Annotated in this window: 25 protein-coding genes; 11 read left to right on the top strand and 14 right to left on the bottom strand. The window is 70.7% G+C overall.

Annotation, left to right across the window (positions count from 1 at the left end):
- Both ACTWPV_RS24960 and ACTWPV_RS24955 read right to left on the bottom strand, forming a co-directional pair.
- On the bottom strand, positions 1 to 753 hold the full coding sequence (locus ACTWPV_RS24960) for a GntR family transcriptional regulator (protein WP_443153643.1): 753 nt from the start codon (positions 751 to 753) through the stop codon (positions 1 to 3).
- A gap of 152 nt (positions 754 to 905) precedes the next feature.
- Positions 906 to 1,370, bottom strand: a complete 465-nt coding sequence (locus ACTWPV_RS24955; protein WP_443153642.1) for a VanZ family protein — start codon at positions 1,368 to 1,370, stop codon at positions 906 to 908.
- A 179-nt stretch (positions 1,371 to 1,549) separates the two neighbouring features.
- Here ACTWPV_RS24955 and ACTWPV_RS24950 point away from each other — a divergent pair, with 179 nt between their 5' ends.
- The 3 genes from ACTWPV_RS24950 to kynU all read left to right on the top strand — a co-directional run bounded on the left by ACTWPV_RS24950 (position 1,550) and on the right by kynU (position 5,032).
- Positions 1,550 to 2,959: an aldehyde dehydrogenase family protein gene (locus tag ACTWPV_RS24950; RefSeq protein WP_443153641.1), complete on the top strand. Its 1,410-nt coding sequence runs from the start codon at positions 1,550 to 1,552 to the stop codon at positions 2,957 to 2,959.
- Positions 2,952 to 3,749 (top strand): 2-keto-4-pentenoate hydratase, encoded by a 798-nt coding sequence (locus ACTWPV_RS24945; protein ID WP_443153640.1) that lies wholly within the window; start codon positions 2,952 to 2,954, stop codon positions 3,747 to 3,749. The genes ACTWPV_RS24950 and ACTWPV_RS24945 overlap by 8 nt, the downstream gene beginning before the upstream one ends.
- 71 nt (positions 3,750 to 3,820) lie before the next feature.
- Positions 3,821 to 5,032: a kynureninase gene (gene kynU / locus ACTWPV_RS24940; protein ID WP_443153725.1), complete on the top strand. Its 1,212-nt coding sequence runs from the start codon at positions 3,821 to 3,823 to the stop codon at positions 5,030 to 5,032.
- Here kynU and ACTWPV_RS24935 read toward each other — a convergent pair.
- A complete protein-coding gene (locus ACTWPV_RS24935) occupies positions 5,025 to 5,399 on the bottom strand; it encodes an MmcQ/YjbR family DNA-binding protein (RefSeq protein ID WP_347647969.1) in 375 nt (124 codons plus the stop codon). The genes kynU and ACTWPV_RS24935 overlap by 8 nt on opposite strands.
- A complete protein-coding gene (locus ACTWPV_RS24930; protein WP_443153639.1) occupies positions 5,396 to 6,463 on the bottom strand; it encodes a DUF2293 domain-containing protein in 1,068 nt (355 codons plus the stop codon). The genes ACTWPV_RS24935 and ACTWPV_RS24930 overlap by 4 nt, the downstream gene beginning before the upstream one ends.
- Positions 6,464 to 6,569: 106 nt before the next feature.
- On the opposite strand from ACTWPV_RS24930, the gene ACTWPV_RS24925 reads away from it, so the two are divergent.
- Positions 6,570 to 7,373, top strand: a complete 804-nt coding sequence (locus ACTWPV_RS24925) for an FKBP-type peptidyl-prolyl cis-trans isomerase (RefSeq protein WP_443153638.1) — start codon at positions 6,570 to 6,572, stop codon at positions 7,371 to 7,373.
- Between the two features lie 43 nt (positions 7,374 to 7,416).
- Here ACTWPV_RS24925 and ACTWPV_RS24920 read toward each other — a convergent pair whose 3' ends face one another.
- Positions 7,417 to 8,325 (bottom strand): M23 family metallopeptidase, encoded by a 909-nt coding sequence (locus ACTWPV_RS24920; RefSeq protein ID WP_347647966.1) that lies wholly within the window; start codon positions 8,323 to 8,325, stop codon positions 7,417 to 7,419.
- 111 nt (positions 8,326 to 8,436) lie between these two features.
- On the opposite strand from ACTWPV_RS24920, the gene ACTWPV_RS24915 reads away from it, so the two are divergent.
- Positions 8,437 to 11,136, top strand: coding sequence for a BTAD domain-containing putative transcriptional regulator (locus tag ACTWPV_RS24915; RefSeq protein WP_443153637.1), 2,700 nt, complete (start codon positions 8,437 to 8,439; stop codon positions 11,134 to 11,136).
- Positions 11,137 to 11,251: 115 nt separating this feature from the next.
- On the opposite strand, the gene ACTWPV_RS24910 is transcribed toward ACTWPV_RS24915, so the two are convergent.
- Both ACTWPV_RS24910 and mads6 read right to left on the bottom strand, forming a co-directional pair.
- Positions 11,252 to 11,764: a GNAT family N-acetyltransferase gene (locus ACTWPV_RS24910; protein ID WP_443153636.1), complete on the bottom strand. Its 513-nt coding sequence runs from the start codon at positions 11,762 to 11,764 to the stop codon at positions 11,252 to 11,254.
- Positions 11,761 to 13,107, bottom strand: coding sequence for a methylation-associated defense system protein kinase MAD6 (gene mads6 / locus ACTWPV_RS24905; RefSeq protein ID WP_443153635.1), 1,347 nt, complete (start codon positions 13,105 to 13,107; stop codon positions 11,761 to 11,763). Before mads6 ends, ACTWPV_RS24910 begins: the two co-directional genes overlap by 4 nt.
- Before the next feature lie 61 nt (positions 13,108 to 13,168).
- Here mads6 and ACTWPV_RS24900 point away from each other — a divergent pair, with 61 nt between their 5' ends.
- Both ACTWPV_RS24900 and ACTWPV_RS24895 read left to right on the top strand, forming a co-directional pair.
- A complete protein-coding gene (locus tag ACTWPV_RS24900; protein WP_443153634.1) occupies positions 13,169 to 13,783 on the top strand; it encodes a type 1 glutamine amidotransferase family protein in 615 nt (204 codons plus the stop codon).
- A complete protein-coding gene (locus tag ACTWPV_RS24895) occupies positions 13,780 to 14,226 on the top strand; it encodes a MarR family winged helix-turn-helix transcriptional regulator (protein WP_443153633.1) in 447 nt (148 codons plus the stop codon). Before ACTWPV_RS24900 ends, ACTWPV_RS24895 begins: the two co-directional genes overlap by 4 nt.
- 83 nt (positions 14,227 to 14,309) lie before the next feature.
- Here ACTWPV_RS24895 and ACTWPV_RS24890 read toward each other — a convergent pair whose 3' ends face one another.
- Positions 14,310 to 14,795, bottom strand: a complete 486-nt coding sequence (locus ACTWPV_RS24890; protein WP_443153632.1) for a hypothetical protein — start codon at positions 14,793 to 14,795, stop codon at positions 14,310 to 14,312.
- A gap of 411 nt (positions 14,796 to 15,206) precedes the next feature.
- On the opposite strand from ACTWPV_RS24890, the gene ACTWPV_RS24885 reads away from it, so the two are divergent.
- The gene (locus tag ACTWPV_RS24885) at positions 15,207 to 15,470 is read left to right on the top strand and encodes a hypothetical protein (protein WP_347647959.1); all 264 of its coding nucleotides are present in this window, start codon (positions 15,207 to 15,209) and stop codon (positions 15,468 to 15,470) included.
- Positions 15,471 to 15,691: 221 nt separating this feature from the next.
- Here the strand turns inward: ACTWPV_RS24885 and ACTWPV_RS24880 are convergent, their stop codons facing one another.
- Positions 15,692 to 16,165 carry a C40 family peptidase gene (locus ACTWPV_RS24880; RefSeq protein WP_443153631.1) on the bottom strand — a complete coding sequence of 158 codons (474 nt, stop codon included), beginning with the start codon at positions 16,163 to 16,165 and terminating at the stop codon, positions 15,692 to 15,694.
- A 477-nt stretch (positions 16,166 to 16,642) separates the two neighbouring features.
- On the opposite strand from ACTWPV_RS24880, the gene ACTWPV_RS24875 reads away from it, so the two are divergent.
- Positions 16,643 to 16,906 (top strand): hypothetical protein, encoded by a 264-nt coding sequence (locus tag ACTWPV_RS24875; RefSeq protein ID WP_443153630.1) that lies wholly within the window; start codon positions 16,643 to 16,645, stop codon positions 16,904 to 16,906.
- Between the two features lie 375 nt (positions 16,907 to 17,281).
- Positions 17,282 to 17,623, top strand: coding sequence for an STAS domain-containing protein (locus ACTWPV_RS24870; protein WP_347647956.1), 342 nt, complete (start codon positions 17,282 to 17,284; stop codon positions 17,621 to 17,623).
- Here the strand turns inward: ACTWPV_RS24870 and ACTWPV_RS24865 are convergent.
- From ACTWPV_RS24865 to ACTWPV_RS24845, 5 genes are read right to left on the bottom strand one after another with little or no spacing between them, the layout of a single operon-like run.
- Positions 17,620 to 19,797: a terpene synthase family protein gene (locus tag ACTWPV_RS24865; protein WP_443153629.1), complete on the bottom strand. Its 2,178-nt coding sequence runs from the start codon at positions 19,795 to 19,797 to the stop codon at positions 17,620 to 17,622. The genes ACTWPV_RS24870 and ACTWPV_RS24865 overlap by 4 nt on opposite strands.
- A 13-nt stretch (positions 19,798 to 19,810) precedes the next feature.
- Entirely contained in the window at positions 19,811 to 21,172 is a 1,362-nt protein-coding gene (locus tag ACTWPV_RS24860) for a family 2B encapsulin nanocompartment shell protein (protein ID WP_443153724.1), read from the bottom strand.
- 35 nt (positions 21,173 to 21,207) lie between these two features.
- Positions 21,208 to 22,617, bottom strand: coding sequence for a family 2B encapsulin nanocompartment shell protein (locus ACTWPV_RS24855; RefSeq protein WP_347647954.1), 1,410 nt, complete (start codon positions 22,615 to 22,617; stop codon positions 21,208 to 21,210).
- A gap of 18 nt (positions 22,618 to 22,635) precedes the next feature.
- Positions 22,636 to 23,574, bottom strand: coding sequence for a 4-hydroxy-3-methylbut-2-enyl diphosphate reductase (locus tag ACTWPV_RS24850; RefSeq protein WP_443153628.1), 939 nt, complete (start codon positions 23,572 to 23,574; stop codon positions 22,636 to 22,638).
- Positions 23,575 to 23,594: 20 nt separating this feature from the next.
- Positions 23,595 to 24,644 (bottom strand): polyprenyl synthetase family protein, encoded by a 1,050-nt coding sequence (locus ACTWPV_RS24845; protein ID WP_347647952.1) that lies wholly within the window; start codon positions 24,642 to 24,644, stop codon positions 23,595 to 23,597.
- 235 nt (positions 24,645 to 24,879) lie between these two features.
- On the opposite strand from ACTWPV_RS24845, the gene ACTWPV_RS24840 reads away from it, so the two are divergent.
- Positions 24,880 to 25,929, top strand: a complete 1,050-nt coding sequence (locus ACTWPV_RS24840) for an NAD-dependent epimerase/dehydratase family protein (RefSeq protein ID WP_443153627.1) — start codon at positions 24,880 to 24,882, stop codon at positions 25,927 to 25,929.
- Positions 25,930 to 25,970: the final 41 nt, after the last annotated feature.

Raw genomic sequence — 25,970 nt, 5'->3', positions numbered from 1 at the left:
CTAGGCGTCGAAGTCGTACTGGAGTACATACGCGGCGGAGTCCAGCACCATCTCGTTGACCTCGACGGGCAGCCCTCCCGACGTGTACGCGGTCCGCGCGATCACGATCACGGGCGTGCCTCCGGGCAGCTCCAGCAGGGCGCTCTCGCGCGGTGCCGGCATGCGGGCGCGCACCTCCTCGGTGAAGTGGGCCGGTGGCACGCCGAGGTCGCCCAGCCTGGCGTAGGCCCCGCCGGGACCGGTGTCGGGGAGGGTGATCGCGCTGTCCTCCACCAGGTGGGCGGGGAAGAAGGAGGTGGACAGCTGCACGGGTCTGGCGTCGACGGAGTAGCGCCGCCTGCGCACCCAGACCTCCCGGCTGTCGAGAACCCCCGCGACCTCGTCGGACGCCCGTTCCAGCACCACCTCCACCCGGTCGACCTCGAATGGACGGCCGCGCGCGTCGGCGTCCCAGATGGCCCGCCCCTGACCCCACTGCTCGCGTGACAGGCGGCGTGAGCCGTGCCTGCGGATCGGTTTGAACAGCCGCACGTAAACCCCCGAACCTCGTTTGGGCACTGCCAACCCTTCATTGATCAGTACGGCAAGCGCTTGCCTGGCGGTTGCCCGTGCGATTGCGTGTTCGGCCATCAGCGCGTTCTCGCCCGGTAGGCGGTCCCCGTCGCGCAGTTCGCCGGACAGGATCCGGGCGCGGATGCCGTCGGCGATGCGGCGATAGATAGGGGGCTCGTGGGGTACCGGGGATTCAGACACGTATGATCACCCTCTGTCACCAACCAGGTAGTGGCGTCTCCAGAGAACTTGCCCCGTCTTGTCCACGATCGCACAGATGCAAAGGATGGTCGCGGGCTTCTTTTGAGCGGATCGTGCCTGTGTGGTGAATTCCGCGCTGTTTTAGCGGACCGTTACCGCGGTACGGTCACGCCCGGTATCCGATCGGCCCACCAGCGGCGAGTAACCAAAGCGAAGATCACAGCGCCCGCCGTGTTGAGAATCACGTCGTCCACAGAGGAGAAACGGCCCAGCCGCAGGGCGTACTGGAGCACCTCGACCAGGACCGAAAAGGCCGCCGCGACGGCCGCAACGCGGACGGTCGAGGACATCGCCCGGCTGCGCACCGGCAGCAGCGCGCCGAGCGCCGCGAACACCAGGAGGTTGCCCCCGACCTGGACCAACACCGCCTCCCACGGCGCTGCGGCCAGGTCGGCGAGGTCGGTGAACGGAACGAGACCGACACCTGTCCGGCCGGTGGACGGGGTGAGGATCATCCAGATCCACGGCGTGGTCCCGACCACGATGCCGACGTCGGCGATCGAGGTGCGCAGGGCCGCGGGACGCCCGGCGCGGGTGCGGTGCCGGGACAGGAGCAAGATTGCTAGCAAGGCCAGGGGGAGCGCAAACGTACCAGCAATAATGACTGGTCCCCACAATTCCCACGTCCGCGCCATCCGACCATGATGGCGAGTGATCAAGGGTTACCAGAAGATGTCCATCCGGACAGGGTCAGCCACCAGACCGCGATCTATACAGGGAGATAGAGGAGAGTGTTGTGCTGACCCATTTCATCGGTGGCCTGCCGGTGGCCGCGGGCCATCCGTTCCCCGTCCATGATCCGGTGACGGGCGCCGTGGTGCGGCAGGCGCACGAGGCCGACCCCGAGGTGGTCGACCGGGCGGTCCGGGCGGCCAGGGAGGCGGCGCGCGACTGGGCGGCGATGCCCGTCGGCGAGCGCGCCGGGTGGATGCGCCGCCTGGCCGAGGGCATCGAGTCACGCTTCGACGACCTGGTGGCGGCCGAGATCGCCGACACGGGCAAGCCGTTCGACCAGACCCGCACGCTCGACATCCCGCGCGGCATCGCGCACTTCCGCGCCTTCGCCGAGATCGCCGCCCAGCGCCCCGACGACGCCTACCACCTGCCCGGCGTGCTCAGCTACACCGTGCGCAGGCCGCTCGGGGTCGTCGCGGTGATCGTTCCGTGGAACCTGCCGTTCCTGCTGATGACCTGGAAGCTGGCCCCGGCGCTCGTCGCGGGCAACACGGTGGTGGTCAAGCCCTCGGAGAGCACGCCGGGTTCGGCCGCGGTGTTCGCCGAGATCTGCGCGGAAGCCGGGCTGCCCCCGGGGGTGGTCAACATCATCTTCGGGTACGGCGCCTCGGGCCAGCTCCTGGTCGAGCACCCCGACGTCGACGGCGTGACGTTCACCGGCTCGACGAGGACGGCCAGCACGATCATGAGAACGGTGGCCGACCGGGTCAAGCCGATCTCGTTCGAGCTGGGGGGCAAGAACGCCGGGCTCGTCTTCGACGACTGCGATCTCGACCGGGCGGTCGACGGCGCCGTGCAGTCGGTCTTCACCAACGGCGGCCAGGTCTGCCTGTGCACCGAGCGGCTCTACGTGCAGCGCTCGATCTTCGAGGAGTTCTGTGCCCGGCTGGCGAGCCGGGCCCAGGAGGTCGAGCCGCAGCCGATGATCTCGCTGGAGCACCGCGAGAAGGTGCTCTCCTACTACGCCCTGGCCCGCTCGGAGGGGGCCAAGGTGCTCACCGGGGGCGGCGTCCCCGCCTTCAACGACCACCGCGATTCCGGATATTTCGTGGAGCCAACGGTGGTGACAGGCTTATCGGAATGGTCGAGGTTCAATAGGGAAGAGATCTTCGGGCCGGTCTGCCACGTCGCGCCCTTCGACAGCGAGACAGAGGCGATCGACCTGGCCAACAACAGCGACTACGGCCTGGCGGCCACGCTCTGGACCACCGGGCTCGACCGGGCCCACCGGGTGGCGCAGCGCCTGGAGGCCGGGCTCGTCTGGGTCAACACCTGGTATCTGCGCGACCTGCGGACCCCGTTCGGCGGCATGAAGCTGTCGGGCATCGGCAGGGAGGGCGGCCTACAGTCGCTGGACTTCTACTCTGAACCCACCACTGTCACCATCAAACTGGAGCAACCCGATGCATGACGAATGGTCCCAGGCCGTGGACGCGCGAACCCAGGCCGCCGACCGGCTGCTGGAAGCCGCGCGTACAGGCAAGCCGTGCCCGCCCGTCAGGGACCTGGTCAGCACACCCGCGGACGGCTACGCCGTACAGGAGATCAACACCCGGCGGGCGATCGGCGAGGGGCGGCGGCCGACCGGCAGGAAGGTCGGCGTCACCAACAGGGCGCTGCAGCAGCGCCTCGGCATCGACCAGCCCGACTTCGGCATGCTCTTCGCGGACACGTCCTACGGCGACGGGCAGCCCATCCCCGTGGACAGGTTTCTGCAGCCGCGTGCCGAGGCCGAGGTCGCGCTGGTGCTCGGCCGTGACCTGAGCGGCGGGCCGTTCACGGTGGCCGACGTGATCAGGGCGGTGGATTTCGTGCTGCCCGCGATCGAGATCGCCGACTCACGCATCGCCGACTGGGACATCACGCTGGCCGACACGGTCGCCGACAACGCCTCCGCGGGGGCGTACGTGCTGGGCGGCACGCCCGTGCCGCTGACAGGGCTCGACCTGCGCTCGGCCGCGATGACGATGACCCGGGGCGGCGAGGAGGTCTCGACCGGCTCCGGCGCCGAGTGCCTGGGCCACCCGCTCAACGCCGCCGTCTGGCTGGCCACCCGGCTGGGCCGCACCGAACACGCGCTGCGCGCCGGCGACGTCGTGCTGACCGGCGCGCTCGGCCCCGTGGTGCCCGTCGAGGCGGGCGACGAGTTCGAGGCCCGCATCGACGGGCTCGGCTCCGTACGCGCGGTGTTCCCGGCGTGAGCGCGCGCGACCAGGGCGTCCCCCATGAGCGCGCCGTCTCGCGCGGTCCCGTCGTTCCGCCCGATCCGGCGGTGGCGCGCGGCCTCGCCGTCACCCGCGAGCGGTGCCTCGCCCTCGACGCGGACGACCCGCTGCGGCGCTTCAAGGACGAGTTCGTGCTGCCGGAGGACGTCGTCTACCTCGTCGGCAACTCGCTGGGCGCGCTGCCCCGGCGTGCCGTCGAGCGGGTGCGCCGGGCGGTCGAGGACGAGTGGGGCGGGCAACTCGTCGGCGGCTGGAACCACGCCGGGTGGTTCGGGCAGCCGCTGGCGGCCGGCGACCGGCTGGCCCCGCTGATCGGCGCCGGCCCCGGGCAGGTCGTGGTGGGCAACACCACCTCCATCGCGGTCTTCCAGGCGGTGGCTGCCGCGCTGCGGTTGCGCCCCGGCCGCCGGGTGATCGTCTCCGACGTACGGAACTTCCCCACCGACCACTACATGGTGCAAGGGCTGGCCGGCCTGCTCGGCGGCTACGAGGTGCGCGACGTCGCGGAGGGGCGCTTCGACGACGCCGCCGTGGTGCTGATGGCGGAGGTCGACTACGCCACCGGCGCCCGCCACGACGTGCCCGCGATCACCGCCGAGGTGCAGGCGGCGGGAGCGCTCATGGTCTGGGACGTGTGCCACAGCGTGGGCGCCATGGAGGTGGACGTCTCGGCGGCCGACTTCGCGCTCGGGTGCACGTACAAGTATCTGAACGCCGGGCCCGGCGCGCCCGCCTTCCTCTACGTCAACCCGCGCCACCACGCCGCCGCCGAGAACGTGTTGTCCGGCTGGAACGGCCACGCCGAGCCGTTCGCGTTCGAGCCCGGCTACCGGCCGGCCGAGGGCGTCAGGCGGTTCGCGGTGGGCACCCCGCACGTGTTGTCGTTCGCCGCGCTCGACGCCGCGCTCGACATGTGGGAGGAGGTGCCGATGGCGCAGGTGCGGGCCAAGAGCATGGCGCTGACCTCGCTCTTCGTCGACCTCGTCGGTGACGCGCTGGAGCTCGCCTCGCCGGCGGACGCCGCCGCGCGCGGCAGCCAGGTGAGCTTCCGCCACCCCGACGGCTATCCGGTGATGCGGGCGCTGATCGACCGCGGCGTGCACGGCGACTTCCGCGCGCCCGACATCCTCAGGTTCGGCTTCGCGCCGCTCTACGTCGGCTACGCCGACGTCCACGCCGCCGCCGCCACCCTGCTGGAGGTGCTGGACAAGGAGCTGTGGCGGGACGAGAGGTATGCCAGGCGGTTGGCCGTCACCTAGTCTCGTCCAGCAGCTTGACCGCGCGTTTGGGGGCGATCGCGCGGTAGCTCTCCTCCACCCAGTCGAGCAGCACCTCGGTCTCGGGCAGCTCCGACAGGAACGGCACGGTCACCCACCCCGCCTTGCCGAGCCCGTAGCCGCTGGGCCGCGCCCCCTCGACGGTCAGCGCGTGGCCGTGCGCCTCCGACAGCAGCTTCACGCCGAACGTCGGGTCCCACTTCTCGGTCTGCTCCTCCAGGCCGAGGAAGAGGAACACCTTCTTGTTCACCTTGACCACCGTCTCGCCCCACGGGTGGGCTTCGTGGCTCTCGGGCAGCCCGAGGGCGAAGGCGCGCAGCTCCTCGCGTACGTCGTGCCAGTCGCTCATGCCCGCACGTTACCCCGGAACTCGTCGAGCTTGTGTTCGATTCGCTCGCGGATCAGGTCGCGGGCCTCCATCCGCGGCACGCCCGACATCAGCAGGCTGTCGTAGTCGGTGTCGAGATGCCGGACGGAGGCGATCACGGCGAGCGTGATGGCGTTCTCGTCGAGCGCCCTGGCCGCCGCCGACCTGCCCACCCGGCCGCTGCCGCGCTGGCCCGCGTGCTCGGCGATCTCCCGCGCCCGCGGCTCGGGGCAGCCGGGGAACAACCGGGCGATCTCGGCCGCCATCCTGGTCTGGAACTCGACGTCCTGCTCCGCCCTGCGTACGCGGTCGCGCTCCCTGCGGCGCAGCCGCACCTCCTCGTCGGCCAGGCAGCGCTCCTCGGCGGCGGCCAGCGCGGCCTCCTCCACCAGCAGGCCCATGCGCTGGTAGACCTTGCGCCGCCGGTTGTACCGGACGACCACCGCGGACAAGCCGCTCTCCTTCTTGGCCCGCCGGCTGAGCGCCGCGTCGCCCGCCGGCAGGAATGTCAGGTGGTCGAGGTCCGCGCAGGTCAGGCAGTGCGGCCGGTCGTCCTCCATGATCAGGTAGGGGCCGGTGTCGCCGCAGGCCGCGCACGTCCAGGCGTCGAGCGGGGCCACCGCCACCAGGTCGGGCGGCTTGCTCTGCGCCTCGGTGAGCCGCCGCACCCGTGCCTCGCTGAGATCGGGCGAGAGCCAGTGCACGCGGAACGCCTCCTGCCCGCCGCCCGACGTGAAGCGCAGCTCGCGGCGGTCGCGGGTGCCGGCCACGTAGGGCGTGTCGACCGGCCGCAACCCCTTGGCCAGGGCCCACTCCCGCAGCAGGGCGGCCGCGCTGAGCAGGCGGTCCTCGCCGACGTCGGACAGCTCGGCCAGCGTGGCCGCCCTGCCCTGCCGCCAGACGTCGACGTGCCTGGTGTGCAACCAGCGCAGGCCCGTCACCACGTCGATGAACGTCACGTATTTCCTGGCGGTCAGCGCGATCTCGGCCGCGTCGGCGACCCTGCGCGCCAGCTTCGGCCTGCTCGTCCCATCGGTTCGACTCACGCACCCCAGTGTCCCGCGCCCTTTGTCGTGAGATGGCGAGAGCAGCGGCATTCCTTTTCGCCATAGCGGCAAGTAACTCCTTCGGACCTGGCCCTGGAGGAGAATCGTGCGTCTGATCTGGCCCGCCCTGTTCATGCTGGCCGCCTCGTGCGGCGCGGCTGAGGAGGGCACGCAGCCCGTCGTCTCGGGCGCGTTCGGCAGCAAACCGGTCGTCGCCATCCCCAAGGGAAACCCGGGCCACACGCCGCGCATCGCGGTGCTGTCCGTGGGCAGCGGCCGTCGTACGGTCCCCGGTGACGTGGTGCTCGCCGACGTCGACATCCGGCGCTGGTCCGGCAACCAGCCCTACCTCAGCACCCACGACGGGCACCAGCCCACGACGGTGGTCTTCGACGGCAGGCAGGTGTCGGAGACGTGGCGGCAGTCGCTCATCGGCCGTCCGGCGGGCAGCAGGGTCATGCTGATCAGCCCGGCGGCGGACGCTCTCGGCCCTCAGGTGCCGCTGACCGGCCTGGCCCCGGCGGACACGCTGGTGCTGGTCTTCGACATCCTGGGCGGCTATCCGCCCGACGCCCGGCTCGTCGGGCGTCCCCTGCCGGTCATTCCCGCCGACCTGACGCCGGCCGCGCAGCCGCGCGTCCTCATCGACGGCTCGGGGCCGCAGGTCGTGCCCGGCTCGAAGATCGTGGTCCAGTACGTGGCCGCCGCCTGGCCGTCACGCACGGTCGTGGACTCGTCCTACCGGAGGGGCGGGCCCAGCGCGTTCACGCTGAAGGAGGGCTCCGTGCCCGCGGGCTGGACGGCCGCCCTGGACGGCCTGCGCGTCGGCAGCCGGGTGGCCGTGCCCTCCCCGGGGCCCGCGCCCATGCTCTACGTCGTCGACGTCCTCGACACGATCGCGCAGGCGTAGGCCGGGCGGCGCGCCACCACCCGGCCCGGTCCTGGTCGCCGCTCTAGTCGCAGTGCTCCCAGGGGCTGTCGTACGAGGTGCCGCCGGCCGAGCCGCCCCACTTGACGCAGGTGCTGGGCGCGGACGCGGTCACCGGTCCCGCGTAGTAGGAGAAGTTGCCCGAGTCGGTCTTCCTCGCGCTGCCCTGCACCTCCAGGTAGGCGCTGGTCGCGGTGGCGGTGCCGAGCGACTTCGCCTTCAGCGTGACGACGCAGTTGCTGCGGTTGCCGCTGTTGTAGAGCAGGTAGACGGTGCCGTTGCTCCCGAGCGCGGCCGAGTCGATCACGTTGAAGCCCGTGCCGCAGACCTCCTGCGGGCTGTACGGGTTGCTGGAGCCGCCGCAGTTCCTGGAGGTCAGCGTCTGCTGGGGGTAGCCGAAGGTCGTCCCGTTGAAAACGGCCCGCTGGATGTTGGACGGATAGCTGCTTCCCTGACGTACCTCGTAGTGGAGGTGAGGGCTGATGTTGTTGCCCGGCTTGCTGGTGTTGCCCACCGTGCCGATCTTCTGGCCCTGCGAGACGGACTGTCCCTGGCTGACCGAGCGCACGTTCAGGTGGGCGTAGTACGTGGACCAGCCCGACCCGTGGTCGATCTTGACCAGGTTGCCGAAGCCGTTCGTCGAGCCCTGGTGTGCCGAGATCACCACGGTGCCGGCCGCGGCGGCCACCACGGTGTCGCCGAGGTCGGCGTTCGCGGTGCTGCCGCGGTTGAAGTCGATCTCGTACGACCTGTGCGCGCTGCTGGCGCTGGAGTTGCCCGTCCAGGACTGGCCGCAGGGGAACGGCAGCTGGAAGTTGGTCGCGAGGATCTGCGCCTGCTCCGACTCCGGCGCCGGGTCGGCCGCGGCGGTCGTCGTCGTTCCGAGGCTGAATAAGAGTGCGACGCCCGCGACCATTGCTCCGCTGAGCTTCATGGGGTGATCCTTTCCCGTGGGATCTCTGAGACAAGGGTCTGCATAAGCCGCACATAAAACGTCCAGAACAAATACAAAAGCTGTCAGGCCTCTGTAGAGGAGCTGATGCGGATGTCGATCACTTTCCACGTGCTCGGGCCGCTCGAAGTCCGGTCCGCCGGACGTCCCGTACGGATCTCCGGCAGGAAACCCCGGCTGCTGCTGGCCACGCTGTTGCTGGACGCGGGCCAGATGGTCGGCGCCGACCAGCTCGTCGAGGTGCTCTGGCCGCATCGCCCGCCGCGTTCCGCGCAGGCCAACGTGCGCACGTATGTGAGCGTTCTCAGGTCGGAGCTGGGCCAGGGGCACTTGCGCGCCGACGGCTCCGGCTACGCGATCGACGTGGCCGACGGCGCGCTCGACCTGCTGCTCTTCGAGGACCTGGTGGACCGGGGCGAGTACGCGGAGGCTCTCGCGCTCTGGCGCGGCGCGCCGCTGTGCGACCTGCCGGGCAGCCCGGTCTGGGACCGCCGTCTCGAACTCCTCCATCAGGGGCGCCTGCACGCCGCGGAAGCCCTGATCGAGCGGCGGCTTGAGCAGGGCGACCACGACGGCGCGATCTCCGGGCTGCGCGGGCTGCTGGCCGAGCACCCCTACCGGGAGGACCTGTGGGGGCGCCTGGTGCTGACCCTCCACAGGGGCGGCAGGAAGGCCGAGGCCCTGCGCGCCTACGCCACGGTCAGGGGCAGGCTCGTGGACGAGCTCGGCGTCGAGCCGGGTGCGGAGCTGCGCGGGGCGTACGAACTGATCCTGGCGGACGACGCGCTGCCCGCCGTCCCCCGGCAGCTTCCGCCTGATCTGCCCGACTTCACCGGCAGGGTCGGCGCCCTGGCCGAGCTCGCGGAGCCGTTCTCCGTCGCGGTGATCTCGGGGCCGCCCGGCGCGGGCAAGTCGGCGCTGGCCGTGCACGCCGCGCACGCGCTGTGCGCGTCCTTCCCCGACGGGCAGCTCTACCTGGAACTGGACGGCAGGGAGCCGGGCGACCTGCTGGCCGAGGCGCTCAGAGCGCTCGGAGTGGAGGCGGCGCCGCCCACGGTGCGCGAGCGCTCGGCGCTGTACAGGTCGCTGCTGGCCGAGCGGCCGATGCTGGTGGTACTGGACGACGCCCGCGACGCCGGCCAGGTGCGGCCGCTGCTGCCCGGCAACGGCAGCGCGGTCATCGTCACCAGCAGGCGCCGGATCACCGAGCTGCCGGGCGCGTTACGGATCCAGCTCGGCCGGCTCGGCCCGCGGGAGGCGCTGTCCCTGCTCGGCAGCATCGTGGGGGAGGACCGCGTGGCCCGCGAGCGGGAGGCCGCGCAGGCGATCGTGGCCGCGTGCGGGCGGCTGCCACTGGCGGTCAGGAACGCCGGCGCGCGGCTGGCCGGCCGGCCCGGCTGGTCGCTGGCGGTGCTCAGGCAGCGCCTGGAGGACGACTGCCTCGGGGAGCTGGGAGACGTGCGGGCCACCCTGGACCACGGCTACGCGCGCCTGCCCGACGAGGCCGCCCGCATCCTCGGCACGCTCGGCAGGCTCGGCGCGTCCGCCCAGCCGGGGTGGGTGATCGACGCCGCGCTCGGCAGGCACGGCGCGCACGACGTCACCGACCTGCTGGTGGACGTCAACCTGCTCGACGTGGTCGGCACCGATCCGGTGGGCCAGCCGCGCTACCGGGTGCCCGACCTCATCGGCCGGCACGCGCTCGAACGCGGCCCCGCACTGTCCGGCGGGGCGGGAGAACGGGACGGGCTCGACGCCGTGGCCAGGGTGCTGGCCGCGTGGACGGCGACCACCGAGCACGCCATGGCGCGGCTGCCGACCACCGTGTTCAGCCTCACCGCTGCCAGGGCGCCGCGCTGGCGGCTGCCCGAGCGCACGCTCGAACGGCTGACCGCCGACCCGGTCACCTGGTTCGAGGCCGAGCACGAGGCGCTGGCGGGCGCGGTGGACGTGGCGGCCGGGCTGGGGCTGGCCGAGTCGGCGTGGGGGCTGGCCGCGGCCATGGTGCCCTGCCTCGACCTGCGCTGCGACCTCGGCACCTGGCGGCGTACCCACGCCTCGGCGCTGGCCGCCGCCCGCGCCGCCGGCGACACGTACGGTGAGGCCGCCATGCTGAGAGGGCTGGCCCAGGTCAGCCTCTACCAGGACCGGTACGAGGAATCCGCGGAGGGCTTCACCCGATCTCTCCACATATTTCATGACTTAGGCGACAGCCGGGCGGAAGCCACCTCCATCTGTGGCCTCGGCGCGGTGAGCCAGTTCCGCGGCAGATACGCCCGCTCCCTCGGACACTTCCGGCACGCCCTGGCCATCTTCCTGGCCACCGGCGACAAACAGGGCGAAGCGTACGCCCGCCAGGCCATCGGCCGGGTCTGCCTCAAGTCCGGGGACCTGGCGCAGGCGTCGCAATCCCTGGTTCAGGCCATGCGGCTGGCCCAGGAACTCGGGGACGCCCACCGGGAAGGCTGCGTGTGCGTCCAGATGGGGCACCTGCACCACGCGATGTCGTTCCACCGGCACGCGCTGGAGATCTTCGAGTCGCTGGGGGACCGGCACTGCGGGGCGTACGCGCTGCAGAGCCTGGCCGGGCTCCAGGCCGAACGCGGGGACCTGGCGCGGGCCTCCACCGGGCTCGAACGCTCGCTGGAGATCTTCCAGGAGCTCGGCGACCGCAGCGGGGAGGCCTCGACCACCGAGCTGCTCGGGGAGCTGCACCGTTCGGCCGGGCGTACCGGGCTGGCGCTCGACTACCTCCGGCACGCCAGGGCGCTCCGCCGCAACCTGCCCGCCTGAGCCGGATCGCTCAGCCGCGACCTCCCCACCTGAGCCGGTCGCTCCTGCCGGCAGCCTGCACGAGCCGGATCGCTCCGCCACAGCCGCCTGTTGCGAGCCTGCGCGCCCGCGCGGGTCAGGACTCGAGGTCGGCGCGGAGCATGCTGTAGAGCACGCCGTCATGCCACCGCCCCGCGCGGAAGCCGACGCCCCGCAGGACGCCCTCGCGCGTGAACCCCGCCTTCTCCAGCGCCCGCTGCTCCGCAACGTTGGTGATCTCGGTGGTCGCCTCGATCCGGTTGACCGTCGAGTGGTCGAACAGGTAGCGGGCGATCAGCCGCTGCGCCTGCGTGCCGTACCCCCTGCCCCGGAACTCCGGCGCCACGATCAGCCCCATCGACCAGTAGAAGCTCGCACGGTCGGCCACCTGCTTGTTCCACGACACGAACCCGGCCCGGTCGTCTCCGTCCGCGATGATCAGGATGCCGCCGTCGTCGCCGAGCATCCCGTGTTCCTCCCAGCGCCGGCGCAGGTGGTGGGGGTTCTGGAAGCCGTACCACTGGAATTCGCCCGTGCTGTCGGGGTCGCTCATGAGCCGACGCAGGAAAGGCAGGTCGTGCTCTTCGACGGGACGCAGGCCGGTGGTCATGAACGGGACACCAGGCGACGTACGAGACGTCTGAGCCGCGACTCCTGGAGCGGAGACGCCGTCAGGGCGTCGAGCGCCTCGGCGGCGGACGGCCGCTTGGCGGGGGAGTGGTCGAGCATCCTGCGCACCACCTCGGGCACGTCGGGCCCGTGGGCGTCGGCGCTCGTCGGGAGCTGGCCGGTGAGGAGCTGGTAGGCGATGGCTCCCGCGGCGTAGACGTCGGAGGCGGTCGTCATCCGGTCGGGGCGCTCCTGGCACTCCGGCGCCGCGTAGTGGGCGTCGAGCACGTTGCCCAGCTCGTGGGCCACGGTGTAGTCGCGCGGCCCGGGCTTGGCGTAGTCGAACCCGGTCAGCACCGCGTGCCCGTCGTCGGTGACCAGCACGGACGCGGGCGTCAGCGCCCGGTGGACGACGCCGTTGGCGTGCGCGTGCGCCAGCCCGCTCAGCAGATCCTTGATCACACTCAGCCGGGCGCCCCGGCCCAGCGCCAGGTGCAGGGACTCGCCGTGCACGTCGTCGAGCACCAGCACGAACCGGCTCTCGTCGTCGATGGCGAAGAAGTCGCGCGGGCGGACCACGCATGGGTGGGGCGGGATGCGGGCCAGGGTCTGGTAGGCGTTGGCGATGCGCTGCCGCTCGGCCGCCCGCGCCTCGTGGTCGGCCAGCGGATCGGCCTGGTAGACCCGGAGCAGCACGGTCTCGCTGCCGGGCAGTGTCACGTTGAACGCCCGATATTCGGTGACCTTGGCGTCGCCGCCGAGTTGCTCCTCGACCTCCCAGTTGCCAAACCTGGGCGGTGCGGTGCTGCGGCGCACTGTCTGGTTGAGCGCGTCGAGGATCGCCGTCATGTACGGCCTCACGTCGGGGCTGCATCCGCGCCTGACCCGTGAGACGTCGCTCAACGTGGCCAGCAGTCCCGGCAGGTCGGTGACGTTGACCGCGTCGCGCCCCGCGGGATCGACCAGCTCGGCGTCGGGAGAGGTGAGCACGACCAGGGAGTCGACGTAGACCCGCTCAAGCTGCGTGGCCTGCGCCACCAGCAGCCCTTTCAGCGCCTTCGCGGTGCCGCGCAGCTTGGCCACGGGGGAGCCGAACGCCTCCCTGCGCGGCGGGAACCAGCGGGTGCCGGACACCTCGATGCGTCCCCGGGTGCCCTTGACGTCGACGACCACGAGCGAGTGGCCGGTCAGCACGATCAGGTCGACCTCGAAGACGTCGTGGCCGCGCGGAAGCTCGACGTTGTGCAGCAGCAACCAGTCGGCTGGCGCGTGATCTCGCAGGTAGGTGATCACCCGCCGTTCGGCGTCGTTGACTGGACGTCCCCCGCCGACGATCTCTGCCATGCGGACCATACTCCCATGGGAACTTATTGACAGCATGTTGCCCTAATGACAGTATGTTGTCATGAAGCTGATCCACCACGCCGTGTACGACACCTTCGCCGACTGGGAGACCGGGCACGCCACCGCCCACCTGCGCAGCGGGCGGTTCCACCGCGAGCCCGGCGGTTACGAGATCGTCACGGTGGGCCCGTCCGCCGACCCCGTGGTCAGCATGGGCGGGCTGCGCGTCGCGCCCGACCTCGCGCTCGACCGGCTGGCCCCCGAGGACAGCGCGCTGCTCATCCTGCCCGGCGCGGATCTGTGGGACTCCGGCGACGTGCTGGCGCCGTTCGCGCGGAAGGCCAGGGAGTTCCTCGACGCGGGCGTGCCGGTCGCCGCCATCTGCGGCGCCACGGCCGGGCTCGCCCGCGAAGGGCTGCTGGACGACCGCGACCACACCAGCGCCGTCGTGCACTATTTGCAGGCCCAGCAGGGCTACGCGGGCGCCGACCACTACCTCGACCGTGACGCGGTGCTCGACGGCGACCTCATCACAGCCGGCCCGACGGAGCCGGTGGCGTTCGCCAGGGAGATCTTCCGGCGGCTCGACATCTACCGGCCCGAGGTGCTCGACGCGTGGTTCCGGTTGTTCGCCAGGAGTGACGCTTCGGCCTTCGAGGTGCTGATGGCGGCATGACCGAGTCGTCCGACCTGCTTTCGGGCCTGGCGCTGGAGGCGTTCCGGCTCAACGGCCAGTTCCTCCAGGTGGCCGAAGGGCTCGCCCGGCCGGCGGGGATAACGGCGGCGTGGTGGCAGGTGCTGGGAGCCGTGCTGCGCGAGCCGCTGCCCGTCGCCGGGATCGCCCGGGTCATGGGGATGAGCAGGCAGGGCGTGCAGCGCGTCGCCGACCTGCTGGTGGAGCGGGGGCTGGCCGAATACCGGCCCAACCCCGCGCATCGCCGGGCGAAGCTGCTCCAGCCGACGGCGGCGGGCCGCGCGTCCATCGCCAGGATCACCCCCGCGCACCAGGAGCTCGCCGACCGCCTCGTGGCCGAACTGGGCGTGGAAACCGCCCACGAATGCCTGGCGGCCGTGCGCCGGCTCTCCTCCGCCCTCCACCACCTCAACGAACACCCCTGACGCGGCGTGCGGCCTCGCGGGTCGGCTCACCGGCCCGAAGAGCGGTCGCGACGGGTCGTTCGGGCGGAGGGCTGTCGCCCCCGTCACGCCGCCGGAGCCGGCGTCACCCGCAGCTTCCAGCGCGGTTTGAACACCGACAACGCCGTCGACGCGATGAGCATGACGATCTGCGCGCCCAGCGCGGCCGTCTGGCTCCACTGGTCCGAGGCGACGGCCGCCGTGCCCCCTTCGGTGGCGGCCGCCATTCCCTCCGGATCGAAGAGGAACATGCCCACGCAGATCACGGCCACCAGCAGCCCGAGCTTGACCGCCACCCAGTAATAGCGAAACAGCCCCCAATGGCTGGTCAGACCCAGCGTGATGCCGGTGACCAAGGCGGTGAGGCTGAGCGGTATGCCGCCCGCGAACACCAGGTTCGGCATCAACCGGTAGGCGGCGTGCGCGAGCCCCGGATCATTTGTCAGCGTCGCCGCGGTGTTCAGCACCACCAGGCCCCACACCTCACCGAGCAGCGCGACCGACACGATGATGTGGATGACCAGGACCGTCTTGCGGATAGGTGGCCGCATCGATCTCACCTGCCTCGGGGATTCGGTAACTCGATGACCATCGTCGCCGCCTCGGCGCGCGCCGCACGTCCGTCAGGAGAGGGCGATCGCGGTACGCCGAGCGGCGTACCGCGATTCCCAAGTTTCGGGTGATCGTTACCTAAAAGGAAGTGAACGGGAGGGCCATCGGCCACGCGGGCAACCAAAACGAATATCCATGCCCGGTCTGCCGGCGGCGCATATATGTGGCGCGTCGGCGAAGAGCGGGAAAATCCGACGCCAAGAAACCGAGGTTTCCCCTTGACCTCCGGGAGGGCATTCCGAGTTGCGGTTTCCGCTGCCTGCCACGATTGTTATGGGCGGCACCTCACAGCCCTGCGAAAACGACTATGGCGCCGGAATTTCCGCGCCTGTCCATGGAGGAAACAAAACATGATCCGTCGCATTCTGGCAGGGGCAGCAATCGCGGCCGCCGCGCTCGGCTTCTCCGCCGCCGGAGCTTCCGCCGACGTCCCCAACCCGCACAATGAGGGGCAGAACATTCTCAGCCAGCTGAGCGCCGTCGACGACCTGACCGCGCTGAACGACGTGCTCAACGACTCGGTCAAGTACAACAACATCCTGTCCGCACTCAACCTCAACGACATCGACGCCAGCGTTCTGAGCAACCAGAAGAACGTCGGCGACGACAACTGACGGCTCCTCACGTGCGCAGGCAGGAAGCCGATCGGCGACTCCCGTTCCGCATAAGGGGAGCCCGCCCTGGCCAAGGTCGTCTTCCTCGTGCCTTGAGGTGAACCGGAGAACGGGTCGTGGATATTCGCGAGTCCACGGCACGGGCTTGGTGGCCGCCGGGCTTTCAGCGCCGCGCGACCCTGGTCGATCACTGCAGGACGACCGGGGCCGCGCGCCAGCGCCTACACGCGTTCGCCGCCGGCGACGTCGGCCGCGCTCTCGCTCGGCCGCACGATCCCGAGGAAGGTGCGCCGGTCGAGCGGATCGATCCGTACGAGAGCGCCGGTGTACGGAGCGTGCACCATCCGCGTCGCGTCCACCGCCACGGCCACGTGCTCGGGCCCGGAGTTGCTCCTGTCGCTGTCGTAGAAGACCAGGTCGCCGGGTTGCACGTCTTCCCTGGCGATCCGCACGCCCGACCGCCACTGCTCGTGCGTCGTCGTGCCGATCAGCACGCCGGCCCGCGCCCACGCGTACTCGGTGAGGCCCGAGCAGTCGAATCCCCTGATCCTGGCCCCTCTCCCGACTCCGTAGCCCGGCCCGTTCACACCGCCGCCGCCCCACGAGTACGGGATGCCGATCATTTCGATCGCCGCCCGAACGGCGATGGCGCCGGCCGGTGAACGCGCCGCGTCGAGGGCATTTTCTGCCGCCATCCTGCAATGGCCCGGCGAGTGTGCGCCGCATCTGTGGGCGGCCAGCGCGGGCGTGGAATTCATGGCGCCCAGAATGGTCAGGGCCAGTGCGGTCGCCAGCGGCGGCTGTGTTCTTTTCATGGCATATTCAGCGCTCCCGTGACTCGTCGGTGGCACAGCAGGATGTTCCGTCGGGAGCATTCCGCCACTCCTGTGGAGATGAAACACCTTTGGGACATGCGGGGCGCGCGTATGGCGATAAGATGAAAAATCGCGCGCGTCTCACTCCGTATAAATCGGGACAAGTCGGTATCTGTCCGAACCGGCCGCGAAGGGCGGCCAAGGAAATGGGGCGCGCATTTGACTTCGACTTAGCTAAGCCCGGTTGCGGCCTACCGGTGGGCACGAGATTGTTATCCACGAAAATCTCGCGACCCTGTGCGAGCGAATCCGAAGACGCGCATTCCGCGCCGATTTCGATCAAGGAGAAGTAGAGAAATGATGCGTCGCATTCTTGTCGGTGCAGCCATCGCGGGCTTCATGCTGGGCTTCTCGGCCACGAGCGCCTCGGCCGACGTTCCCAACCCCTACAACAAGGGCAAGCAGATCCTGAGCCAGCTGAGCGTCGCCGACGACCTCACCGCGCTCAACGACGTCGGCAACGACTCCGTGAAGTACATCAACGTCGGCTCCGCGGGTAACCTGCAGGACATCGACCTCACCATCCTCAGCAACCAGGAGCGCGTCGGCGACGACAACTGAGCCGTCCGAGGCGGTGCCGGCTCCCCGCGCACGCCTGACATGAGGCCAGGCCGGTAGCCACGAAGCCGTGGCGGCACCTTACCGGGCAGGCCCCTGGTCGGTCACGGCGCGAGAGAGGGCCCCACGCGCCTCAGCGCCTCCGGACAGGCCGGTCCGTCATGTCCGCAGCCGGCGCGGGCACGCCCGTCCTGTCCGGAAAGCGTTAGCCGTCATAATTTCCCCGTGATTCGGTATTTTTACAGCGAAATTTACATAGCCCCACAAACCTCGTGTAGCCTTGGATCTGGTTAACCGCCAGACGCCCTGGCGGTCATACCTCGCAGGGAGCATTTCGGCATACAACCCCCGGAGTTCGTGTTGGGGGGTGCGGGGAGCGTGAGCGGCGTCGAAGAGCTGCTGCTCTATCAGGACGAGCAGCTGAGCATCGTGGTGCGTGCGGCGCCAGGAGCGCCGGACGTCTCGCTGGTCGGCGAGATCGACGCCACCAACAGTGCCGCCCTGGCCAGCGCCCTGACCCGGTGCCGCCGCGGCCCCTACGTCGTCGTCGACACCGGCGAGCTCACCTTCATCGACGTCTCAGGCCTGCGCGTGCTCCTCATGCCCACCGTGCCGCCCTCGCAACGGTGGATCCGCCTGCACAACGTCACGCCGTACCAGCAGCGGCTGATGCGCATGATGGGCTGGTACTACCAGCCCCGCATCCACGCCCCCACCTAGCCCCGGGCGGCGGTGACGACGGCCGCCGAGGTGCCCAGGCCCGTGGGACCGCCGAGCCGCCACCGCGGCGGCGCCTTGTGCCGGCGCAGGGACTTCTCGTCATAGCGGAAACACCCGCGATGCCAGTTGAGAATGGCGGCCAGCCAGTCGCGCAGCTCGGCCACGAACCCGTCGAGATCCCGCCTGGCCTCCGCGTCCAGGCCGAAGTCATCGCAGACGATCGGCAGCTCGTGCTCCACGATGTGCTCGAACTGCCGCACCCGCGACGCCATCAGGTCGCTGACGATGGCCACCGCCGCCGGGTAGTCGCAGCCGAAGAAGTTCTGGACCACCAGGACGCAGTTGTGCACCTCGCCCTCGAACTCGATCTCCTTCTGGTAGGAGAAGATGTCGTTGACCAGGCACCCCGCGTCCATCATGGCGTTCTCCAGCGCCACCATCGGGCCGCTGCCACAGACCTCCTCCGGGATGCCCTTGGTGTGCCGCAGCCGGCACAGGCTCATCGTCAGGTCGGAGCCGAAGGTCAGCCTGCGCATCTCGATGTAGTCGACCGGGTCGGGGATGTGGTGGGCCAGCTCGTTGGCCAGCTCCCACAACCAGCCGTCGCACATGAGCTCGATCGCCGTACGCAGCTTGCGCCGGTCACCGAGCGGCATCGGCGCCGCCGTACGGGCCCACAGGTCGGCCAGCGAGCGCTCCAGCGCGCTCGCGGGCGGCGTCGCCGGCGCGCCGTCGAGCGGCATGAACGCCCCGAACCTGGCCACCGCCACCCTGGCTGCCGCGAGATTGCGCGACCTGCCGAAGACGGCGGGGAAGTAGTCGTCGCCGTACGTGCCCCAGGCCAGCCAGAACGAGGCCAGGTCCAGCTCCTCGGGCGTGGCGTCGGGATGCAGGCCCGCCGCGCAGAGCGGCAGGTCGTAGTCGAACAGCTTCTTCTCGTCCCACACCGCCGAGCCCACCACGCCAGGCTGGGCCTCCAGGATGCCCATCTCCGCGCACCACGTCACGATGTTGCGCCGGGAGGCGTCGAGGTGCGGCGACAACCGGAGCTCGAACGGCACGTAGAGCTCGGGCACGATCGACGGCCCCACCTTCTGGTGCGGCACGTGCGCGAAGTTCCGCAGCCGCTTGGCGCCCAGCAGGTCGACGAGCGACGACATGCCCAGCGGCCGGCTCGCCGTCGCCCGCTTGTTCATGTACCTGCTGGAGCGCATGTGCCACTCGTGCCCGCCCGACTGCCAGTCCTGCAGCCCTTTGACGTACGCCAGCACGCCGGCCGCGCTCAGCGGGTCGATGGCGTTCTCCACGAACAGCGGCCCGAGCTCGGTGCACGTGGTGTGCTCGAACTGGTGCAGCCGCGAGGTCAGCAGGTCGTTGACCGCGTCGGCGGCCTCCTGCGTGGTGCAGCCGAGGAACTTCTCCAGCACCAGCACCCCGTTGCTCAGCTCGCCTTCGTCCCTGACCTCCCGCTCGTACGAGAACAGGTCGTTGCGCAGGTGGACGGCGTCGGAGAAGGCGTCGCGCAGCACCCGCATCGGCCGTGACGCGGCGATCCGCGCCGGCACCTCGGCCCCGACCGCGTGCTCGACCAGCCCCGCCGACCAGGGCGCGCCGCCGACCTTGCGCCGCATCTCGATGTACTCGACCGGGTTGGCCACCCGGCCCTTGTTGATGTTGGCCAGCTCCCACAGCGACTCGTTGAGCAGGTTGCGCGTGCTCTCGGCGAAACGGGACCGCCAGTCGGCGGACATGCCGGGCACCGTACGGACCCACAGGTCGGCCAGCCCTGCCTCGACCGGGTTGGCCGGCTCGGGCATGGACAGGTCGGCGCCCATCGGCATGAAGAGCGGCAGCCGGTCGAGATAGGCCCGTCCGCCCGCCAGGTCGCCGCTGCGTTTGAACACCTCGAGGAAGTGGTCGTCGAAGAAGAAGACCCACACGTACCAGTCGGTGATCAGGCAGAGCTCGGCGCCGTCGCAGTCAGGGTGGGTATAGGCGCACATCAGCGGATAGTCGTGGGCGTCGAGGTCGGCCTCCTCCCAGACGCCCGAGCCTTCGAGCATGCCCATGTCGCGCGCCCACCGAGTGGAGTGGTCGCGCGCCTGCTCAAGATGCTGGTTGAGCCGGGCGGGATACGGCATGTAGAAGTCCGGCAGTTCGAACGGCTGGCTCATGGTCACTCCTTCATCAGCGGGCTACCTCGACGTTCTCCAGCACCCCGAGCGCGTCGGGCACCAGGACCGCCGCCGAGTAGTAGGCGCTGACCAGGTAGGAGGCGACGGCCCGCGCGTCGATGCCGGTGCACCGCACGCTGAGGCCCGGCTCGCGCTCGTCGGGGACGCTGCTCGGGCGCAGGCCGACGACTCCCTGGTCCTCCTCGCCCGTGCGCATGACGAGGATCGAGGTGGTGCCCGCCGGGCTGATCGGGATCTTGTCGCACGGCAGGATGGGCACGCCGCGCCACACGGTCAGCCGGACGCCCTCCAGCTCGGTGCTGCCGGGGTAGAGGCCTGCGGCGGTGCATTCGCGGTGGAAGGCGGCGATGGCCCTCGGGTGGGCGAGGAAATAGCGGGACTTCTTCCTGCGGCAGAGCAGCTCATCCAGGTCGTCGGGCCCCGGAGGGCCGGTGCGGGTGTGGATGCGCTGGCCCGGATCGGCGTTGTGGAGCAGGCCGAAGTCGCGGTTGTTGACCAGCTGGTGCTCCTGCGACTCGCGTACGGCCTCGACCGTCAGCCGCAGTTGTTCCTCGGTCTGGTCCATCGGCTGGTTGAACAGGTCGGCGACCCGGGTGTGCACGCGCAGCACGGTCTGCGACACGCTGAGCTCGTATTCGCGCGGGCCAGGGTCGTAGTCGGCGAACGTGCCGGGCAGCGCGGCCTCGCCCCGGTGGCCGGCGGCGACGGCGATCTCGGCCTCGCCCCACTTGTTCTGCGGTCTGGCCTGGCTGATCCGGTGGCGGGCGAGTTGCGCGCTCACCGCCGGCGACCGGTCGGCCAGCGCGCGCAGCTCGCTCCAGGGCAGGGCGAGCACCGTGCACGCCGTCGCCGCCTCCAGCGTGAACCCCCACGGCCCGCCTTCGCTCCCGGCGTGCTCGCCACCCGCCAGCGTGCCGAGCGCGACCGGGTCGCCGTACGGGCCCGTGCCGACCTTCGCCGCCTTTCCGTACGCGATCAGCAGCAGCTCGTCGGCCGGTCGCCCGGCGCGTACGATCGTCTCGCCCTGCGCGTATTCCCGCTGCTCGAAGCGGCCCGCGAGCTCGTCGAGCGCGGGGTCGCCGGCGAGCCCGCGCAGGAGCGGCAGCTCGGCCAGGCTCGGCGGGACGACGCGGAAGCGGGTGCCCGTGGTGACGAAGCCGACCCGGCCGCCGCCGACCGCGTACGTCAGCCGCCGGTTCACCCGATAGACGCCGGCCGCGACGTCCACCCACGGGAGCACCCGCAGCAGCCAGCGCGGAGAGATCTCCCGCGTCTGCGGAGGCGTCTTGGTCGTCGTCGCGAGCGTGCGGGCCGCCGCCGTGTCGAGGCTCAGCCGCTGGTCGGTCTCCGTCAACACGATCACCACCAATCACTGGGACCCGGAGCGGGTCAGCCGTTCCTGCCGAGCTCGACGTCCTCCAGGAGCCCGAGCGCGTCCGGCACCAGCACGGCGGCCGAGTAGTAGACGCTGACCAGGTAGGAGATGACGGCCTTCTCGTTGATGTTCATGAAGCGCACCGACAGGCTGGGCTGGTATTCGTCGGGGATGCCGGTCTGGTGCAGGCCGACGACGCCCTGGTTCTCCTGGCCGGTGCGCATGAGCATGATCGACGTGGTGCGGGCGCCGGTGACGGGGATCTTGTTGCACGGGAAGATCGGCACGCCTCGCCAGGCCGGCACCCGGTGCCCGTTGACCTCGCTCGCCTGCGGGTAGACGCCGCGCTTGCTGCACTCCCTGCCGAAGGCGGCGATGGCCTGCGGGTGGGCCAGGAAGAACGCGGGCTCCTTCCACACGACGGACAGCAGGTCGTCGAGGTCGTCGGGGGTGGGCGGGCCCGAGCGGGTGCGGATGCGCTGGCCGAAGTCGGCGTTGTGGAGCAGGCCGAAGTCGCGGTTGTTGACCAGCTCGTGCTCCTGGCGCTCGCGCAGCGCCTCGATCGTCAGGCGGAGCTGCTGGTCGAGCTGGCTCATCGGCTGGTTGTACAGGTCGGAGACCCGGCTGTGCACCCGCAGGACGGTCTGCGCCACGCTCAGCTCGTATTCGCGCGGGCTCTGCTCGTAGTCGACGAAGGTGCCGGGCAGGACGGCCTCACCGGTGTGGCCGGCCGACATGTCGATCGCGGCCTCGCCGTAGTCGTTCTGGGCCCGGTCGACGCTGGTGCGCCGGCTCTCCACGTGGGCACGCAGCTCGGGCGAGCGTTCGAGGACCTGCTCGAAGTCCTGGAGGGAAAGCGTCAGCACGGTGGTGGCGGTCTTGGCCCTGGCGGTGAACCCGAACTCGCCGCCGCCCGTCAGGGCCTGCTCGCCGAGGTGGTCGCCGTCGGCCAGGACGCCGAGGTTCTGCTCGTCGCCGTAGGCGCCGCGGCTGACCTTGCCCACCCGGCCGTGGGCGATCAGCACGAGCCGGTCGATCTGGGCGCCCTCGGTCACGATCTTCTCGCCGGCCTCGACCTCCTGTTGCGCGAAGCGATCGGCCAGCGCTTGGAGCACCTCCATGTCGTCGAAACCGCGTAGCACGGGCAATTCGGTGAGCTCGGCCGGGATGACCCGGACGTTGGATCCGGTCGTGCTGAAGGTGATGCGGCCGTCTCCGAGGGTGTAGGTCAGCCGCCGGTTGACCCGGAACACGCCCCCGGAGCACTGCACCCATGGCAGCAGCCGCAGCAGCCACCGCGAGGTGATCTCCTGCATCTGCGGAGGCGTCTTGGTCGTGGTGGAGAGCTGCCGTGCGGCGTCGGTGCTGAGGCTGAGCTGCCCGGCGCCGTCCTCCGGGGCGTGGGACTGGGTCGTTTCTGTCATCGTGCACCACCAATCTCGTTAGGGTTCGCGGGCGGATCTGAGCTCGGGCGGAAGCGAGAACGTGAGGGTCTCCTCCGTCAAGGTCACCTGCTCGACGTCGGCGTATCCGCGGGCGGCGAGCCAGCCGAGTAACTCCTCGACCAGCCCTTCCGGCACGGACGCGCCGGAGCTGACCCCGACGGTCCGCACGCCCGCCAGCCACCGCTCGTCGGCGTCGCAGGCCCGGTCGACCAGGTGGGCCGCGCCGGCGCCCGCGTTGAGCGCGACCTCCACCAGCCGGCGGGAGTTGGAGGAGTTGGCCGAGCCGACGACGATGACCAGGTCGCACCTGGAGGCGATGCTGGTGACGGCCTCCTGGCGGTTCTGGCTGGCGTAGCAGATGTCGTCGCTGGGCGGGTCGGCCAGGCCCGGGAAACGCTCGCGCAGCTCGGCGACGGCCCGCATGGTCTCGTCGACGGCCAGCGTGGTCTGCGACAGCCAGCCCACCGGCGCCGAGCCGTCGGCTGTCACGTCGTCGGTGCGGGCCGGGTCGACGACGTGGATGCGGCCGGGCGCCTCGCCGACCGTGCCCTCGACCTCCTCGTGCTCGGCGTGGCCGATGAGCACGATCTCGTAGCCCGCCTCGGCCATGCGCACGGCCTCCTTGTGCACCTTCGTGACCAGGGGGCACGTCGCGTCGATCGTCGCCAACCCGCGCAGCCGCGCCTCCTGCTTGACCGCGGGCGCGACGCCGTGGGCGGAGAAGACGACGAGAGCGCCGTCGGGGACCTCGTCGAGCTCGTCGACGAAGACCGCGCCGCGCCCGGTCAGGTCGCGGATCACGGACGTGTTGTGCACGATCTGCTTGCGCACGTAAACAGGTGGTCCGAAACGATCAAGCGCCTCTTCGACGGTGGTGATCGCGCGTTCGACGCCCGCGCAGAAGCCGCGCGGGGCGGCAAGAAGTACCCGTCCCATCGGGATGCCCCTTCAAATCGTCACTTGGTACGGTGCGCGAGCTGGTCCGCCAGGACGGTCAGCGCCTGCGCCGCCTCCGGCTTGATCTGCGCCGCCGTCAGCGCCGCCATGGCCAGGCCCACGCGTTCCTCGATCATCGACTCGACCTTGGCCGGCGCCCCCGTGTCGGCCAGGATCTGGCGTAGCTCCGCCGCGCGCTCCTCGGACAGCTCCGGGTCGCCGTGCCAGCGTCTGAGATGGGCGAGCTGCGCCGGTGAGGCGTGCTGCACGGCGTGCGCGTACATCACCGTGTGCTTGCCCTCGCGCAGGTCGTCGAGCGCCGACTTGCCCGTCTCCGACGACGTGCCGAACGTGCCCAGCATGTCGTCGCGCAGCTGGAACGCCTCGCCCAGCGGCAGCCCGAAGGCGGAGTAGGAGTCGAGCAGCTCCAGCGAGGCGCCGGCCAGGGCGCCGCCGATCTGCAGCGGCCGCTCGACGGTGTATTTGGCGGTCTTGTAGCGGATCATGGTGAGCGCCTCGTCCACGCTCGCCCCCGAGCGGAGCTGGCCGAGGATGTCGAGATATTGGCCGCTGATCACCTCGGTGCGCATGGCGTCGAACAGGTGGTGCGCGGCGCGCAACCGCGGCGGCTCGGCCCCGCACGACGACAGCAGCGCGTCGGACCACGCCAGGCTGAGCGTGCCCAGCAGGATGCCGCCCGCCTGTCCGAACGCCTCCGCGCCCGGACCTCTGTGCAGCTCCGCCAGGTTTCTGTGCACGGTCGCCCGGCCCCGGCGCAACTGGCTGCCGTCCATGATGTCGTCGTGGATGAGCAGGCCCGCGTGGCACAACTCCAGGGCGGCGCCGGCGCTGATGATCTCGTCGCAGTCGTCGCCGCCCGCGCCGCGCCAGCCCCAGTAACACAGCTGCGGCCTGATGCGCTTGCCGCCGCTCAGGATGAAGTCGGTCAGCAGCCCGTAGGCCGCCTCCACCCCCGGGTCGGAGACGGGAGCCCGCCAGTCGTCGAGGAAGGCGGCCAACCTCTGATCAATGCGTGTCGCGAGGTGGTGCTGGGTGAAGCTCACCGGCATGCGAACGGCTCCTTATCGCTCCGACCGAGTCGCTACCAATAGTTAGTCACCCAATACAGAGAGTGTAAAGTGTCTTTTGGTACTGGCGTTGCGATCGACCTTGTCCCTACCGGTCGCTGAGGCGCAGCCCACCCCGCAGGGGCCCCAGGTGAGCGGCCCGCCCGGCGGGGCCGGTCCTCCGGCGGGTGGTGGTTCGGGCGGGTTTCGCGCTGCCGGCGTGGGGCAGCGAGGTCGCATGAGAGTCGTGGTGGTGGGAGCCACAGGAAACGTCGGCACCAGCGTGGTTCGCGCGCTCGTCGCGGACAGCGGCGTGACCTCGATCGTCGGGGTCGCCCGCCGGCTGCCCGGATGGCGGATCGACCGCACCGACTGGCGGCAGGCCGACGTGGCGAGCGACGACCTGGTGCGGATCTTCGACGGCGCCGACGCGGTGGTGCACCTCGCCTGGTTGTTCCAGCCGACCAGGGACCCGGCGACGACCTGGCGGGCCAACGTGCTGGGCAGCATGCGGGTGTTCAGGGCGGTGGCGGAGGCGGGGGTGCCCGCGCTGGTCCACGCCTCCTCCGTGGGGGCGTACTCACCAGGGCCGAAGGACCGGCCGGTGGACGAGAGCTGGCCCACGCACGGCTGGCCGGACGCGGCGTACGGGCGGGAGAAGGCCTACGTCGAGCGGGTGCTCGACGTCTTCGAGCACGACCATCCCGGCATCCGCGTGGTGCGGATGCGGCCCGGCTTCATCTTCCAGCGGGCCGCCGCGACCGAGCAGCGCAGGTTGTTCGGCGGGCCGTTCGTGCCCCGGCGGCTGATCAGGCCGGGGCTCATCCCGTTCGTGCCGGACATCCCCGGGCTGCGGCTGCAGGTGCTGCACGCGCGCGACGCGGCGGAGGCCTACCGGCTGGCCGTCACCAAGGAGGTGCGCGGCCCGTTCAACCTCGCCGCCGAGCCCGTGCTCGACCCGCACGACCTCGCCGAGATGCTCGGCACCCGCACCGTGCGGGTGGCGCCCCAGGTGGCGAGGGCGGTCGTCGCGGCCGGCTGGCGGCTGCGGCTCGTGCCCGCGGCCCCGGGGCTGCTGGAGCTCGCCCTCCGCATCCCGGTCATGAACGTGCGGCGCGCCAGGGAAGTGCTGGGCTGGACGCCGGAGTACTCATCGCAGGAGGCCATGCGGGAGCTGTTCCGCGGGCTGCGTGAGGGCGCCGGCATGGACACAGGACCGCTCGCCCCCGATCGCGGGCCGGCTCGCCGGATGCGCGAGCTCGCCACCGGCGTAGGAGGACGCAGCTGAAACGATGACCCGTACGGACCACGTCACAACAGACCGTCAGC

The organism is Nonomuraea sp. KM88, from assembly GCF_052245635.1.
In the GTDB taxonomy this organism is placed as follows: domain Bacteria; phylum Actinomycetota; class Actinomycetes; order Streptosporangiales; family Streptosporangiaceae; genus Nonomuraea.
The sequence above is the reverse complement of the archived record's forward strand: the minus strand, read 5'-3'. Positions and strand labels throughout refer to the sequence as shown.